This is a genomic window from Marinobacter sp. G5_S1_61_S3 (assembly GCF_054968585.1).
In genome coordinates this window covers 41197-57785 of the sequence record NZ_JBQKUK010000004.1, presented here as the reverse complement: position 1 = coordinate 57785, position 16589 = coordinate 41197, and the positions used below count along the sequence as shown (strand labels likewise).

Here is a 16589-nt window from a genome sequence, read left to right as displayed (position 1 = left end):
TTAGACTAAAGGTCTAGCCCCAAACGTCCGATTCATCAAACCTGGCCCAATAAAACCAGTTTCAGGGGCACGGATGAAACACCTCTATCTGATTCGCCACGCCAAATCCAGCTGGGCCGATGATGGCCTTCGTGATCACCAGCGCCCCCTCAACAACCGGGGTCTGAAACAGCTGGCTCCCATGAGCAGGGCAATCCGTGCGGATGGGGCGTTCGATGGAACGGTCTACTGCAGCAATGCCACCCGCGCACAACAAACCCTGGAAGGCCTGATCCCGAGCAACCATCAACACGCCGTCAAACTGGCGCCTGTTCTATACACGTTTAACCATGAGGTCGTGCTCGACTGGCTGCGTGACCGGGACGAAGACAGCATTACCCTGATTGGCCACAACCCTGCGCTGGAGGATCTGGCAGGCTTACTGCTGAAGCACGCACCCGACACCTTCCCCACGTGCAGCTACATGCACATCACCCTGCCCATGGAGCACTGGTGCGAGATCGGCAAGAACAGGGGCCGGCTTGAACGGTTCCTGACACCCAAAGACGTCAGCTATGAGCAGTTTCATCGCAAACGGACGAAAATCCGTATCGACGAGCACTCTCCGCTGGCATGGCACATCCCGGAATCGCTGTTACACCAGTATCAACGCATCAGGGATCTGGAACCGGGCGTATTGCAGGGGTACGACGACGAGTTTCTGCATCAGTACCGTATTGCCATTCGCCGCAGCCGGGCCATCGCCGAAGCAGTTGTCGACATCAGTGGTGACAGCGATTTACGCAAGGCCGTCAAGAGTCTGAAACGGCATGGCCAAGCCACCAGCCGGCTCAGAGACCTTCACGTGTTACTGGGTGACCTGGCGCAATGGCCACTGGAGGAAGATACCCGGTTGGCCCTGGTGAGCTCCGGCGCCCGCAGCTATTTTGCCAACCTGGCAGACATTGAACACCAGGAGCTGACCAAACGCCTGAGCAGCGGCCAATACCGCAAAGACATGGATGAGTGGTACCAGCTTATCACCTCCCGCCACTTGAAGAAGATAACCCGGAAACTGGCCATCGAAGACATCCACAAAGCCCTGAAAAAGCACATACACAAGCACGACGCCGTGGCGCGGCAACTGAACGAACAGTCCCCGGACGATCACTTTCACGACCTGCGCAAACGGCTGAAACGCATACGCTACCTGGCCGAGTTGAACAAACCGGCGTTTCACGACAGGCTCAGGCCATTAAAACATCGACAACAGCGGTTCGGTGACTTTCAGGACCTGCACGTGCAGATTGACATGCTGCTGGCCTTTCGCAACAGCATTGCCACGGAGCCGGACATGCTGGCGCCCGTGGCGGGCCTGAACACGCTGATTTCAGACCTTGCCGTGGAGAAACATCGCGTACGGGCTGACATACTGTCCCTCGGCGGTATTGCCTGACAACCCACTAGACAACCCACTATTTGGGGGTGGGATTCATCCCACGCCCCATCCAGGCCGACCAGGAATAAAGCCCCAGCGCCACCCAGATCATCACGAAGCTCGCCAGCTTCTCCCCACTCATGGGTTCATCAAACACAAACAGCGCGATGAAGAACTGCAGCGTGGGGTTGATGTACATCAGGAAGCCCACGGTTGCCAGGCGCAGCCGGCGGGCCGCACCGGCGAAGAACAACAGGGGGATGGCGGTGACGATACCGCTGGACATCAAAAGCAAGGCAATGGTGATGTTGTCATTGAAGTGGGATTCTCCGGCCGAGCCCAGAACCCCGAGAGCCAGCAGGCCGACCGGTAGCAGAAGCAGCGTCTCAACAAACAGGCCCGAAAGACCATCCAGCTCCACCTGCTTTCGAAGCAGGCCGTAGGTGCCGAAGCTGAACGCAAGTACCAGGGTGATCCAAGGCACCACGCCCAACAGAAAAAGCTGATAAAGGATGGCGATGGTCGCCAATGCAACCGCCACAATTTGCAGTCGGGTAATGCTCTCACGCAGCACCAGCATGCCCAGACCGACATTCACCAGGGGCGTGAGGAAATACCCCAGGCTCGCCTGGAGCACATGACGGGTTTCCACGGCATAGATATAGACCCCCCAGTTCAGCGCAATGAATACCGCACAGCCGAATACGAAACCAAGCTTTTTAGGGCGTGCCAACGCAGCAGTGATGGGTTTCCAGCGCCCCAGGAAGCTCACCACGATGGCGAGAAAAACACAGGACCAGACGATCCGGTGAACCAGCACCTCGTAAGAGGGCACACCCTCGAAAAGCGCGAAGTAAATGGGGAAACAGCCCCACAAGGTATAGGCGGCCAGGCCGAAACCCACGCCTTTTGCTGCATCAGGCGTAGCATGTTTCACAGACAACAGGCCTTGTATTTTCTGCCACTTCCGCAGGGGCAGGATTCGTTCCGGCCAGGCTTGAGGGTCCCTTCGCGGGTATCGCCGGACACGTAGTACCAGCGCTCATCGTCGCGGACGAAGCGGGAGTTCTCATCCAGATACCCCCAGCCGCCGCCTGCCCGGTAAAGGGCGCGAAAGTGCACCGTGCCTTCGTGTTCACCTTCATCTGACGACAGTACCTGCAGCGACACCCACTTCGGCGCCTCGGTCAAATCAAGGTCTTGAGGCCGGGTGCTGGTGTGCCATGTGGCTTTCAGATAGTCCGTCAGATTCAGTACAAACGCGCTGTAGCGAGATCGCATAAGGGCTTCCGGTGAGGATGCCGGTTTGCCCTGATGGCATGGCTCGCAACAAGTACTGTACGGTTGGCGGCTGCCACAGGGGCAGTCGTCCGGGGTAATCTCTGGCGCCATCGGGTCGTCCTTATCGCCGGTTAGTGCTGTTCACGGACCCGGCAGACCCAGGACACGTAAATGATTCATTTTAACAGTTTTAGTTGCCCTGCGGCTGTGCTATCAACAATCATCAACTGACCTGATCGAGTAGCCCGATTGTGACTGACCTCTCCCTGCTGCAGATACTCCTTGCTAACCTGGCTTTGCTGGCCGGCGCCTGTTTGCAAGGCGTGGCAGGTTATGGCATCGGTACGCTGGCGGCACCATTGCTGTTCCTGATCAGCCCCATACTGATACCGGCGCCGCTGGTTCTGAACGCCGTGGTGCTGACGATTCTCATGCTACTGAGGAACCGGGGCGCGTTACAGGTCCGCGAGGTGCGTTTTGCCATTGGCGGGGGAGTTGGCGGCATGATCCTGGCCGGGATCACGCTGATGCTGATTTCACCCACGGGGTTCGAGCTGGCGTTCGGCGTTCTGATCCTGATTGGCGTATTACTGAGCGCAGGGGGTTTGCGACCTGCCCTGAACGCTCGCAACAGTATCCTGGCCGGCGCTGCCTCGACCTACATGGGAACCATTACCGCCGTTGGCGGCCCACCGATTGCACTGATCTACCAGAATCAAAAGGGGCCGCTGGTGCGGGCCAATATGTCGGCCTTCTTCCTGGTGGCGAGTTTTTTCAGTATTGCCGCCCTGGTGGTTTCCGGCTACCTGGGGCAGCGAGAGCTACAGTTGTTTGCGGTCACCTTTCCAGGGGTTCTCATCGGCTTCTGGCTTTCCGGCAAGCTGGTCAACCGCATGCCTTTTGACGGACTGAGGCCGGTCATTCTTGGCATCGCCGCCGTTGCGGGTGTGGCGGCACTGGTTCGCGGGCTGATGTCGCTCTGACCCCGGGACTACTCGGCCCACAGTCTCGCCCGGAAATGGCTCTGTTTCCACAATACCGCGACCCATATCGCGTGAAGATTGATCAAAAACGCCAAAATCCACTCGAAGGCGTCGTCTATCTGGCTGTACACCCCTGGCACAACGGCCGTGAGGATAACCGATAGAATACCCACCGCCAGTATCAGCTCACACAGCCACAACAGTCGCCGGCCATTGGCATACCATCGCGGGTGTCCCTTCAGGGCCGAGCTGATCAGCAACTGTGCAATGAACGTCAGCGAAAAATACAGCACGACACCTATCCGGCGAATCAGATTGAAACCGTCTCCTTCGTGCCCCAAAGCCAGTGTGTATGCAGCCAGCGACGTACACGCGACGAAGCCCAGCCTGGGAATCCAGGGCCGACCGCGGCTGGTGGCACCCAATTGCTGTAGCCAACGACCGTTGAGGGCCCAGAACAGAATGCCGAGAATCGCCGCCGGCAACATGGTGCCCTTGAAAATGAAATAGCTGGTACCGTATCGGCCGGTGCGGCTAATGCTCGTGCAACTGTCCCAATAGGGAATACACCAGGAAATATGCCCCTCCAGCACCGACACCGCGAAGGTTGCGTGAATGGTGACCAGCGGCGTCAGCGTGGCGGCGAGCGCCAGCCACCACAGGGGGATGCCATTCCTCACGGAGGTCATAACGTTATTCTCTCATTACAAAATAGTTGGAAAATCGAGTGCTTGCAGACTGTCATCTATAATAGATTAGCAACGTATTACTCATTCGCGATGACTTTGTGCGCATCATTCAGTCGCTTCTCTACCTGATTTCGGTTCCACATGATAAGACGACACCCTCTGCTTCAACTGCTTGCAGTCGCCCTACTTTTACCCTTCGGTTTTGCCAATGCTGTGGGTCAGCCGCCTAACATCGCGTTCTATTACGGTAACGAAGCCCCAATAGGCAGCTTGATGGCCTACGACTGGGTGGTACTGCAACAGGATCAGGCCAGCGACGCACGTATCGACCTGCTGACCGAAGCCAGCACAACGCCCATTGCCTACGTCAGTGTCGGAGAGATGGCCCGCAGCCACCGCCTGTTCGCAAGCCTGCAGAACAGCTGGCTGATCGGCAAGAACCCGGCCTGGTCGAGCACAGTGCTGGACCTGCGCAACCCCGAAGTCCGCGCCTTTCTGCTGGACAACCTCATTGACCCGGCCTTCGAACGCGGCTTTCAGGGGGTGTTTCTCGATACTCTGGACAGCTTCACGCTTGCCGCCAGTGGCGAAGCGCAAATGCAAGCCTTCGCAGAAGCCCAGACAAAACTGATTTCAGACATCCGCGCCAGGCACCCGAACGGCAAGATCATCCTCAACCGCGGCTTCCACCTGCCGGACAGCGTTATCGGCCAAGTCGACGGGCTTGCCCTGGAGTCCTGGCGTAATGGCTACAACGCCAAGGACAAGCGTTATTACAAAGTCTCTGAAACAGATCGCCAGTGGCTGGACAAACAGCTACAGCGCTGGCGTGAGGCACGACCTGACATGCCCATGATTGCCATCGATTACGTCGCGGACGCCTCCCAGGCCGAGGAACTAGCAGGCCAGCTACGTCGCGACGGTTTCGTGCCCTGGGTGGCCAACCCGGCCCTTGATCGCCTCAGCCCGTCCAAACCCGTCCAGGTGAAACGCCACGTTCTGGTGATTCATGACTTGCCGGAATTCAACATGGACAGAAGCGCTGCCCATCGTTTTGGTGGCATTATCCTGGAGCGTTCCGGATTCATCCCACAGTACCATTCCGCGCTAGAGCCCCTACCGACGGAGCCCACCGAAGACCGGTATGCGGGTATTCTGGTGTGGTGGGAAACCGGGGATCGCCACAGCGGCCTTTGTTCATGGCTTGCCCGGCAGCAGGACAAGGGCGTACCCGTGGTGCTGATGGGACTGATTCCCGGCAACCCGGCGTGCAGCGGCGTGATGGCCGCCAGCAGCACCACTGTGCCCGCTGCGCCTCTGAGTCATGAGCGCGTACACCCATCGGTGGCCAACTACGAAGGTAGGCGGCTTCCTTCCCTGACCACACAGGCCATGCCGAAAGTAGAAGGACACACGCCCTGGCTGACCATCACCGACGCGCAGGGCCAGCAATTTTCGGCCATCTACACCCATGACAAAGGCGGCGTGGCCTCAGCGCCCTTCCTGTTCGAAACCGGCCCCGACGACGAAGCCTACTGGCTGTTCAATCCCTTCGAGTTTATCCAGCAGGCCTTCAGTGCACCTGCCATGCCGGTAATTGATACCACCACGGAGAATGGCCGCCGCATACTCACCGCCCACATTGACGGCGATGGCTTCGTCTCGCGGGGGGAATTCCCCGGTAGCCCGTTGGGCGCCCAGGTCATCCAGGATGAGATTCTGTCACGGTATGAGGTGCCCCATACCGTTTCGGTCATCGAAGCGGAAGTTTCACCCGAGGGCCTATACCCGCGCGCCAGTAAAGAGGCGGAACGCATCGCCAGGGCCATATTCAGATTAAATTCGGTGGAAGTTGCATCTCATACCTACAGTCATCCGTTCTTCTGGCAGTCGATAGAAGGTGGCCCCGCCCCGAGGCTTGAAAACACGCTGTATGGCTATTTCATGAACATCCCGGATTACCAGGCTTCCCTTGAACGCGAAATCGAAGGCTCGGTGGGATACATTAATCAACGCTTGGCCCCGGCGAACAAGCCCGTATCGGTGTTCCTCTGGACAGGCGACGCCCGGCCCGGCGCCAATGCCCTGAAACGGGTTCGGGAAGCCGGCCTGGTCAACGTCAATGGCGGCAACACCAAGCCATTGCCCTACGCTTCCGAGCTGGCAGAAACCTGGCCTGACGCTCGCCCAGTGGGCGATGAGCTACAGGTGTACGCACCGGTGATGAACGAAAACGTCTATACCAACGACTGGACAGGCCCTTACTATGGGTTCCGCAATGTGACGGACACTTTCCGCATTCTCGAAGACAAAGGCCGGCTAAAGCCCATGGGCATTTACTACCACTTCTACTCGGGCACCAAACCCGAGGCCCTGGGCGCCTTACACGAGATCTATCAATACGCCCTTGATCAACCCGTCACGCCGCTCTATCTCAGCGACTACGCCAAGCGCGTGCAGACCCTCTATTACTCGGCGTTGCTCAGGGACGACAACGGTGGCTGGCACTGGCGCGGTATTGGCCAACCCCATACCGTCACCATTGAGCAGGACCGGTTTCCCGACCTGGAGAGAAGCACTGGCGTCGCCGGTTTCCACGATGTTGCCGGCCACCGCTACGTGCATCTGACCGGTGATTCGCCCCGCCTGTTCCTGACCGACACCGCCCCCAAAGGCCCCTGGCTGGCCCACGCCAATGGGGTACTTACCCAATGGCAGCGCGAGCAGGTAGCCGGGAAATGGCGGATAACGCTGGGTTTGCAAAGCCATCGGAACGTGGAATTCACCCTTGCCGGAACCCGCCGATGTACAACCAGCGGCGGTTCGGCACGGATGTCACGGTCGGGTGAACAGGTGCGGATTGTTCTCAGCAACCGGCAAACAGAATCCCTGATGCTGGAGTGCCAATAGCGTTATGCGTCGGAACAGGGAGTCCTTTTTCAGCTTGCCCGCGCTGGTCCTTATGGGAGCGCTTATCGCGCTGGCGTTGTATCTGCTGTTTCCGCGACAGGCAGTGTTCGAGAACCCGGAGTACCTTGAAACGCCAGACGCCCTTTCCATCGCCTATCTGGAAGTGCTACTGCGTTCGGATTCAGACAACGTTCCCTTACGCCTCAGCCTGGCCCGGGCCCTGAGCACAACCGGCCAACTGGAACGCGCAGACCAGGTACTGGCCCCCTTGATGGCACAACAGACGGTGCCGGAGGAGGCCTTTGAGTTTTACCTGGAACTGCAGGCTCAACGCCTGTTTGCAATCCCAGAAGGCCCCCGGAGGGAGGCCCGGAAAGACCAACTCTTTGCCGACGCCCAGGCGCTGGTCCGCCAATCCTATGAACCGGAACGCATTCTGGAGCTCTTAAGGCCAGCCTCCAGCTGGCTGAGCCAGCCCCGTTACCTGACACTGCTGCAAGGCGTCGAGGACCGGATGACCAGCCCCGGCCAACGGCTTCAACTGGCCCGTGAAATCGCTCGGCTGGAGGAAGCAGAGGGTCGGCCTGGAATGGCTGCAGCGACCTTGCGCCCTTATATTGACACCGTCCGCCCCGAGGCCCGCGATGAGTTCATCGACAACATCATTCGCCTGGAGCTTGCCGGCGGCAATCCAAAAGCGGCGCTGGCACTCTTCAAGCAAAAGCTCCCGGACACCCGGATGTCGGAACCAGCACAGACCGAAGGTATCCGGCTGGCAAGACTGGCTGGTTCGGCTACGGACGAAGCCACCTGGATTCGGCAACGGGCGGACCGGCATCCCGACAACACAGAGTTCCAGCGAGAATTGCTGGCCTTTCAACTCGCCGCCGGGAATCTGAAAGCAGCGCTCAATGCTATCCGGAGGCTACAGAAGACACCGGACAGACTCACTCGCGAAGATCGGCAAACCATTGCTCAAGTGCTGGAGTGGAACGGCCTGCCGCAGGAAGCGCTGCCTGTATGGGTGTCCCTCTATCAACAAACCGGTTCCGCGCAAGCCTTCCAACGATCGGTGGATCTGGCGCGCGGACTCTTCCAGTGGGACACACTGCGAATGCTGTTAACCGAGGGGGCCAGGCAGGAGCGTTTGCAACCGGAAGGCTATATCACCCTGGCCGACGCATTGGTGGGTTCCGGGCGTTTCAATGATGCAAGGGAATGGCTAACGGAAGGCCGATCACGATTTCCCCGGTCCGACACGCTTAGGGAACGACTACTGACGCTGCTGGTTAACCTGCGTGATTTCCCCGCCGCCATTGAACTGCTGGAAAACGAGCCACGGTTATCCGACGCCGACCGCATACAACTGGCCTCTCTTTACTGGCGCACACGGCAACCTGAACGCGCCCTGGCGCTGTTGAATTTCGAGCCGCAAGACCGGCAACTGGCCGAGACAGTTCAAATCATGCGGATGGACCTGGCCAACAGCCTGGGTAGAACCGACATCCTGAAGCGGGATTATGAAAGTCTCCTGGCCAGAAGCGACTCTGAGCTTACGCCGAATTTAAAGGAGCGCCTGCTCAACCTGGCAGCCCTTTTCGAGGACTACCCAAGGGCCCTGTCGTTGAGCGAACATCTTTTCCTTGAAACCGGGGAACCCCGGTTCCTGGCCGCTATCGCTGAATACCAGTTGGCGCTCGGGCAATGGCAGGAACTGGAGCAAACCCTCGAACGCTGGCAAACGGACGTTCCCACTGCCCGCAACAACCCGCGCTACTGGTCACTTCGGGCATTGATTCACCAGCGCAACGACGAGGTCCTGGCAGCAAACGATGCCTACCGCGCCGCGTGGGAGTTGGCACCCGACGATGAGAACCTGATGATCAGTTGGGCCTGGCTGCAACTTGCCAATACGGAACAGTTCGCCGACACCCTTCCGGCCCTGCTGGCCCGAATCGGTGATACACCTTCTCCCGCCGCCTATCCGGTCCTGGCGTACGGTTACAGTGCCCTGGGCCAGCCGAGACGGGCTCTGAACTGGTTTCGTCAGGGTATGGATACCCGCAGTGATGACATTGAGTGGCTTCTGGCGACGGCAAGACTGCTGGATCAGACCGGTGCACCCGGCACCGCAACCGATCTTCGCCAAAAGGCCGCGAAAAGATTACAGGAAGACCCATCCACCCGCTCCAGCCGCTTTGCGGTGTACAGTGAGGAAGGGCTGCTCAAACTGGCCTGGCAAACCTTGGCGACCTTTCCTCGCAGCGGCGAAGGCGACGACCCTGACCAGAGGGGATTACGCGAAACCCTGGCGTACTTTGCGTCCAATCAGGGTGACACGCTGGTCGCGGAGGCCCTGCTACCGGCACCGGACGGCCGAAACGCAGCGGTGCGCCAACGCATCGGACAAACCCTACGGTCTGCGCCGGAAAACCGCGAACAACAGACAGGCCGCTATGTTCGGCAGCTTGATCGACTCAACAGTCCGATGACGGCGGAACAACAGAGGGTGACGATGCAGGACACGGTAAATCTACACCAGACGTTCAACCGTGCCATTCAAGTGGGCAGCCGCTGGCAGAACCTGGGTAACTTTACCGTTCAGCGCAGCGGGATAACCGGGCAGTTCAGCGAAGACGAGTTTCGCTGGAAATTGTCTGCCAGCACTCTCAAGGCGAGCGATTCCGGGCGACTGATAAGCACCCCCGGTCGCAGCAGCGAGACTTCTTTCGAGGTGGACAGGCGCTCAGGCAATAGCGCCTGGTCGCTATCGGTCAGCCAGTTGCCACGCTACCAGCAGGATGACCTGGCCATCAGCGCTGCCTTCGACCAGCAATGGTCTGACCGCATCGCCTTCGGCGCCGGCTACCATTTCCAGGAACGCACACCGGACAGCGCCGAAGCCTGGTGGCTGACCCGCCGCGACCGCGCCTACGCCAGCGCCAGCTACACCCCTTTCTCCCGGCTTAACCTGAATGCCCAACTTGAGCAACTGACGGTCAACAGCCTGGAGAACGATCAACTGGCGGACGGCTACGGGCTGGACCTGAATGCCACCTACACCATTTTTCGCAATGACCCGGCCTGGATTATCAGCGCCGGTTATCGAAACCAGCAGCTATCCCTGGCCGAAACCCTGCCCTCATCCACCCTTGCGGCACTGGATCAGCCACTGGAAACCGCCAGCCTGCTGACCGAGGAGTATGAACGTATCGGTGTGGGCACACGTTGGTTCCATGGCTCACCCCACGCTCTGTATCGCTCGACACCCTCACCCCGCGCATTTCTCGGTTTGGACGCCGGTTATGTATTATCCACTTCAACGGCGGAAATCGGTGTGGAAGTGGGCCTGGGTTGGCGGGTGCTGGGGGATGATGAACTGGCCCTGTCTGGACGCTGGTCGTCGGAAGGGCTGGACGGCAACGGCCGAACCGAATTCAATCTTACGTACACGATTTACCCTGGTCGCTGAAGGAGACTGTTATGAAAACACTACGCCATAGCCTCTGGCTCACCCTGTTACTTCTGGCTGGCTGTTCGGTTATCCAGAGCCAGGAGGGCTCGCCGATTCCGAAGGATGGACAGTTTGCGGTGCTGCCGCTGATCAACCTGTCACAGACACCCCAGGCCGGAGACCAAGCCGCCAGTGTGCTGTCCGCGATCCTGAGAGCCAAGGGCAGCGAAAACGTGACCCTCTACCTGCCCGATGACCGCAACCCCCTGCTGTACGAAAGCAGTGAACGACAGCAAACAGCTCTCGCCACGGCCCGCAACGATGGCGCGGACTACCTGTTCACGGGCACCGTGGAAGAATGGCGCTACAAAAGTGGGCTGGATGGCGAGCCCGCCGTAGGCATTACCCTGGAAATACGCAACGCAGACGACAATCGCGTAGTGTGGTCCGGCACCTCGGCCCGCACGGGATGGGGTCGTGAAAGCCTGAGCGTGGCGGCCCATAAGGTTCTGGACGAGCTGGCCAACGCCATGCCACTGATCGAAAGCCAATAATACCGCCTGAGCAACAGGGTTCACTATGGACGAAGCAGAGCAGATAACGGGCGAGAAGGTACGGGTACCCATTGCACTGAAGTGGCTGGAAACCCTGCTGATTACCGCGTTTTTCCTGGCCTTTAGCGTTTGGCACCGGCCGGATGATCCGTTCTATCTGACGGGAAACTTTCCCTGGCCCGTGCTGGGACCGCTACTGGTAGGCCTGAGGTACGGCTTTTTCATGGCGCTGATTTCAGCCCTGATCATCATCGCCGCCCTGGGTTTTCACTTGCGGTTTGAGATCACCAGCGGCACCCGTGATTTTCCCTACGTGTGGACCACCGGGGTACTCGGCATCAGCCTGTTGGCGGGTGAGTTTCGGGACTACTGGGGCCGCCAGCAGCAAAAACTGGAAGCGAGCAACGACTACCGCGGTTCCCGCCTGGAAGAGTTCACCCGCAACTACTATCTGCTCAAGGTGTCCCATGACCGACTCGAGCAACAACTGGCCGGCAGTTCCAGCAGCCTGAGAGAGGCGCTTAGACGCCTGTACGCACAGATTGGCGAAGCCGATCAGGCCGGCCTGAATCAGGAGACGGCCTCATTGATGCTCCAGCTACTGGGGCGTTACGGACAACTGCAGATTGCCGGCATCTACGCCGTCAATAATGGCGTACCCGAACCGGAACCACTGGCAACGGTCGGTCGCTTCCGCAAGGTGGACCTGAAAGATCCACTGCTGCTGCACGCACTGGCGGAACGGAAACTGGTGTCGGTGCAGACTGAGTTCCGCCAGCGTATGGGCGACCTCGACACCGATCTGCTGGCAGCCATTCCCCTGATTGACTCCGAAGATCGCTTTATCGGCCTGTGTGTTATCGAGGCCATGCCCTTTTTCAGCTTCGAGGCTCGCTCGTTGCGACTGCTGGCGATCCTGGCCGGGCACATGGCAGACATCGCCCATGAACACTCGGAAATACAGGCCGGCGGATCACCGGAATGGCGTTACTTCCGGCGCCATCTGGCCCGTGCAGGCCGCGACGCGGAATTCTTCAACCTACCCGCAGCGATGGTGGGCTTGCCGCTGGCCGACAGCCGCAATGGCCAGTTGATTGCCGACCATATTCAAAAAGTCCGCCGGGGCCTTGATGTGATTGCCGAGCATCGGGCCGGCAATCAGCGCTACATCGTTGTTTTGATGCCGCTCACCGATGAACTGGGCCTGGCCGGCTATCTACAACGGCTGGACGACGGACTGAGGGAACAGCTGGGGTTGCATGCCAGTGACCTGGTGACACCGCAAACCCTGCAAGTCCGTAATCGGGCCCAGGCCGATGAGTGGGTGCAGGCCTTCCTGTTCGACAACCAGGGAGAGCACAACCAGGGAAAGAACAGCCATGGCCAATAGCTGGTTTGCACTGCTCGCCCTGGCGCTGGAAACCGGCGGCGTCACCGGACTGCTATCACCCACCGCCGGCAACCTTGAGCTGGCCGCTTACCTGATCGCCCATGCCATGGCCTGTGCGCTGCTCACCCTGATCCTGCTGCCATTGATGCCGTCGCGCTATCGCGGGCAGCCCATTACCACAGGTGTCTTCCTGTTCACCCTGCAGTTTGCCATCCCTTTCATTGGCAGCGTGGGCCTGGTACTGGGCATGTTGCTGGCACTGTATCTACCGCGGTCCAGTCGCGACATACCCTGGCAGGAAGTGGACATCCCCGAACTGCCATTCCAGCCGATCGATATGGATCTACAGGTGGTTTACAGCCAGGGCGGCCTTCGCCAGGTACTGCGCGAAGCCATTAGCACCGACAAACGCCTGAAAGCACTGATGGCCACTCGCCAGATGAACGACCGGGACGCCATTGAAATTCTGCGTGAAGCTCTGAAAGACCCGTCTGACGATGTGCGATTGCTGGCCTATTCCATGCTTGAGCAAAAAGAGAAAACCCTGGCCCAACGGGCCGGCACTCTCCAGCAGTCACTGCAGAACGCCGACGACCTGACCAGTGTTTCCCTTCAGCGGAGGCTGGCACAGGTTTGGTGGGAAATGGCTTATCTGGGCCTGGCCCAGGGCGGCCTGCGACACTACTACCTGGACAGTGCGGGGAAACTGCTACGACGACTGGTGGCCCGACGCTCCCAACACAACGACTGGCGCCTGCTCGGCCGTGTGGAACTCGCCCTGGGTAACATCGACAACGCGGAAGAGGCCTTCCGTTCGGCGCTTGCCGGCGGCTCGTCACCGGAATTGATCATGCCCTACCTGGGGGAAGTCGCGTACCTGCGCCGGGACTTTGCTCAGGTGCGCCAACATCTTTCGGCCTGCCCTCTTGAGCGTTTCCACCCCGCCAACCGACCGGTTATCGAGTCATGGTTATGACATTACCCAAAACCAGCGTAACCCCCAAAGCTGACATCGCCCTGTTGCTGGAAGGCACCTATCCGTTCATCCGGGGCGGGGTGTCCTCCTGGGTGCACCAGGTCATTACCGGCTTGCCGGAATACACCTTCGCCCTGATCTTTCTGGGCGGCGACCGCGCACATTACGGCGAGCAACAGTATGTCCTGCCAGACAATGTCACTCACCTGGAATGCCACTACCTGATGGACACCGAAGCTGCTGGCAAACCCCGGCCACGTCGGGGTAACAAGGCCGCCTTCGAGGCCCAGAAGTGCCTGCACGAGCAGTTCAAGTCCGAAAAGTCAGTACCGCCAGACATCCTCCACAAGGTGTTTGCCGACCTGGGCCAGAAGCAGGGTATCAGCCGTGACGACTTCCTCTACAGTGAAGAAAGCTGGGAGATGATTGACGAGAACTACCGTAAATACTGTACGGAGCCGTCCTTTGTCGACTATTTCTGGTCGATCCGTATCATGCACGCGCCATTGTTCCAGCTCGCCGAAGTGGCGCGAAAGATGCCGGCCGTGCGCATGCTGCATTCCATTTCCACCGGTTACGCGGGCTTGCTCGGCGCCATCGCCAGCGAGCAGCGGGGCATTCCCTTCGCGCTCAGTGAACATGGCATCTACACCAAGGAACGCAAGATTGACCTCTCCCAGGCCCAGTGGATTCACGACCCCACGGACCAGGTCAGCGGTACGCTGAATGAGCAGTTGGGATACATTCGCCGGCTCTGGATCCGTTTTTTCGAGGCCCTTGGACGACTGGCCTACCAGCAGGCGGACCCGATCGTGTCGCTATACCAGGGCAATCAGCAACGGCAGTTTCAGGACGGTGCACCGCCTGAACGTACCTGTATCATTCCCAACGGCATTGAGCCCACCCGCTTCGACGCCGCAAGGAAGGCCCGCCCCGACCACATCCCGAAAGTGCTGGGACTGGTCGGGCGGGTCGTTCCCATCAAGGATATAAAAACCTTTATCCGTGCCATGCGCTCGGTCAGCGAAACCATTCCCGACGTGGAGGGCTGGATCGTCGGTCCGGAAGACGAGGACGAAACCTACGTACGCGAGTGCAAGGAACTGGTGGATAGCCTGGGCCTCAACCAACGAGTGAAATTCCTGGGATTCCAGAACGTCAACGACATTCTTCCTCAGCTTGGGCTGATGGTACTGACGTCTATTTCCGAAGCGTTGCCGCTGGTAATCCTGGAGGCCCACGCTGCGGGCCTGCCCTGCCTGGCTACCGATGTGGGCGCTTGCCGCGAATTACTGGAAGGCGCCAGCGACGAAGACCGTGCACTGGGCGCCAGCGGTGCTGTGGTGCCCATCGCAGATCCTGAAGCGACCGCGCGGGAAGCGGTGCGGCTGCTGTCGAACCCCGAGCAATGGCAACAGGCTCAGAAAGCGGGGCTGGAGCGGGTACAGAAGTTCTATACCCTGGAAAGCATGTTCGGGGCCTACCGCTCCATTTACAACAAGGGGCTGAACGGCTAATGGCAGGCATCGGTTTCGAGATACGCCGCATCCTCAAGCGCGACAGTTTCCTGAACCTGTTCGAGGCCTACGGCCTGGCCGGTATCATCAGCTCCGGCCCCTGGGTGCTGTCGGTGCTCGGCGTCATGATGATCGGGGTGATCAGTTTCACACTGGCGGTATCTGATACCGAGGTGGTTCAGTTCCTGGTATCGGTGACCTACCTGATGGCCGTCTCCCTGACCCTGTCGGGCCTGTTCCAGCACGTCTTCACCCGCTGGGTGGCAGACCGGCTGTACGCCAAGCGCAATGACCTGATCCTGCCCAATTTGATGGGGCTGATCTGGGTCACTACGGTACTGTCATTGGGGCTGGGGTTGATGGCCATGGTGCTGTTCTTCAGCGACACTTCGGTGCTGTACCGCCTGCTGATGCTGGCCAACTTTGTCGTGCTGTGTAACCTGTGGCCGGTGACAATCTTCCTGTCCAGCATGAAGTCCTATCGTCGCATTGTGGTGGTGTTTGCGCTGGGTTACGCCACCGCCGTAGTCAGCTCCATGGTGCTGTCACAATTTGGCCTTGAGGGGTTGCTGGCCGGCCTTCTTCTGGGCCACAGCCTGCTTTTCTTCAGCTTCTTCTACACCATTATCCGGCAGTATCCGGGTGACCACTTCATCCGATTTGATTTTACCCGGCGGCGGCAGATTTTTCCGGCGCTGATCCTCACCGGCCTGCTGTTCAATGCGGCGGTGTGGGCCGACAAATTCATCTTCTGGTTTCACCCGGACACCTCACAGCCTATTATCGCCAGCCTGCGCGCGTCGGTGATCTACGACTTGCCCATCTTCCTGGCTTACCTCTCGATTATCCCCGGTATGGCGGTCTTTCTGGTTCGCATGGAAACCGACTTTGCCGAGGCCTACGAGCGTTTCTACAACGCGGTACGGGAGGGCGACACCCTGGAACGGATCAATCGCTTCCGGGACCAGATGGTCATCGTGGCCCGCAACGGAATCTACGAGATCTTCAAGGTGCAGGGGCTGACGGTCATCGTAATCTTCCTCTGGAGCGAGGAAATCCTGGCGGCCATCGGAATATCCCCTCTGTACCTGCCGCTATTCCACATTGACCTGGTCGCCGTTGGCATCCAGTTACTGTTGCTGGCGATCCAGAACGTGCTGTTCTACCTCGACGCACGAGGCATTAACGTCACTCTTTGTGCACTGTTTTTCTTCGGCAATATTGCGTTTACGTTCATCACCATCGAACTGGGAGCGTCTTTCTACGGCTATGGTTTTGCCGCCGCCGCCCTGCTCGCAGCGCTGACCGGCCTGTGGCTGCTGTCGCGCAAGTTCGACAAGCTGGAGTACGAAACCTTCATGTTGCAGGGACGGTAGCGCATGCTAGGCTGAAATGACCGGCACGTTTTCTTTTGGTTA

The 16589-nt window shown here is 59.1% G+C and carries 12 protein-coding genes; 9 read left to right on the top strand and 3 right to left on the bottom strand.

From position 1 onward, the window contains the following. Positions 1-73: 73 nt before the first annotated feature. Entirely contained in the window at positions 74-1435 is a 1362-nt protein-coding gene (locus ACTRWH_RS04655) for a CHAD domain-containing protein (protein ID WP_462825986.1), read from the top strand. A 19-nt stretch (positions 1436-1454) separates the two neighbouring features. Here the strand turns inward: ACTRWH_RS04655 and rarD are convergent, their stop codons facing one another. Both rarD and ACTRWH_RS04645 read right to left on the bottom strand, forming a co-directional pair. Continuing rightward, complete coding sequence (rarD, locus tag ACTRWH_RS04650; protein ID WP_462825985.1) at positions 1455-2354, bottom strand: EamA family transporter RarD; 900 nt, start codon at positions 2352-2354, stop codon at positions 1455-1457. After that, positions 2351-2809 carry a YchJ family metal-binding protein gene (locus tag ACTRWH_RS04645; RefSeq protein WP_462825984.1) on the bottom strand — a complete coding sequence of 153 codons (459 nt, stop codon included), beginning with the start codon at positions 2807-2809 and terminating at the stop codon, positions 2351-2353. The genes rarD and ACTRWH_RS04645 overlap by 4 nt, the downstream gene beginning before the upstream one ends. Positions 2810-2949: 140 nt before the next feature. Between ACTRWH_RS04645 and ACTRWH_RS04640 the strand changes: the two genes are divergently transcribed. Continuing rightward, positions 2950-3681, top strand: coding sequence for a sulfite exporter TauE/SafE family protein (locus ACTRWH_RS04640; protein WP_036202386.1), 732 nt, complete (start codon positions 2950-2952; stop codon positions 3679-3681). Between the two features lie 8 nt (positions 3682-3689). Here the strand turns inward: ACTRWH_RS04640 and ACTRWH_RS04635 are convergent, their stop codons facing one another. Then, complete coding sequence (locus tag ACTRWH_RS04635) at positions 3690-4370, bottom strand: Frag1/DRAM/Sfk1 family protein (RefSeq protein WP_036202385.1); 681 nt, start codon at positions 4368-4370, stop codon at positions 3690-3692. Between the two features lie 273 nt (positions 4371-4643). Between ACTRWH_RS04635 and ACTRWH_RS04630 the strand changes: the two genes are divergently transcribed. From ACTRWH_RS04630 to pelG, 7 genes are read left to right on the top strand one after another with little or no spacing between them, the layout of a single operon-like run. Next, positions 4644-7280, top strand: coding sequence for an endo alpha-1,4 polygalactosaminidase (locus ACTRWH_RS04630; protein WP_462825983.1), 2637 nt, complete (start codon positions 4644-4646; stop codon positions 7278-7280). A 4-nt stretch (positions 7281-7284) separates the two neighbouring features. After that, positions 7285-10752: a tetratricopeptide repeat protein gene (locus ACTRWH_RS04625; RefSeq protein WP_228210246.1), complete on the top strand. Its 3468-nt coding sequence runs from the start codon at positions 7285-7287 to the stop codon at positions 10750-10752. 11 nt (positions 10753-10763) lie between these two features. Continuing rightward, a complete protein-coding gene (locus tag ACTRWH_RS04620) occupies positions 10764-11288 on the top strand; it encodes a hypothetical protein (RefSeq protein WP_379866322.1) in 525 nt (174 codons plus the stop codon). Positions 11289-11313: 25 nt separating this feature from the next. After that, positions 11314-12678, top strand: coding sequence for a PelD GGDEF domain-containing protein (locus ACTRWH_RS04615; RefSeq protein ID WP_127402323.1), 1365 nt, complete (start codon positions 11314-11316; stop codon positions 12676-12678). Beyond that, complete coding sequence (locus ACTRWH_RS04610) at positions 12668-13654, top strand: tetratricopeptide repeat protein (RefSeq protein WP_036202376.1); 987 nt, start codon at positions 12668-12670, stop codon at positions 13652-13654. Before ACTRWH_RS04615 ends, ACTRWH_RS04610 begins: the two co-directional genes overlap by 11 nt. Next, entirely contained in the window at positions 13651-15171 is a 1521-nt protein-coding gene (pelF, locus tag ACTRWH_RS04605; RefSeq protein ID WP_036205546.1) for a GT4 family glycosyltransferase PelF, read from the top strand. Before ACTRWH_RS04610 ends, pelF begins: the two co-directional genes overlap by 4 nt. Next, positions 15171-16547, top strand: coding sequence for an exopolysaccharide Pel transporter PelG (gene pelG, locus ACTRWH_RS04600; RefSeq protein ID WP_036202374.1), 1377 nt, complete (start codon positions 15171-15173; stop codon positions 16545-16547). The genes pelF and pelG overlap by 1 nt, the downstream gene beginning before the upstream one ends. Positions 16548-16589 lie beyond the last annotated feature (42 nt).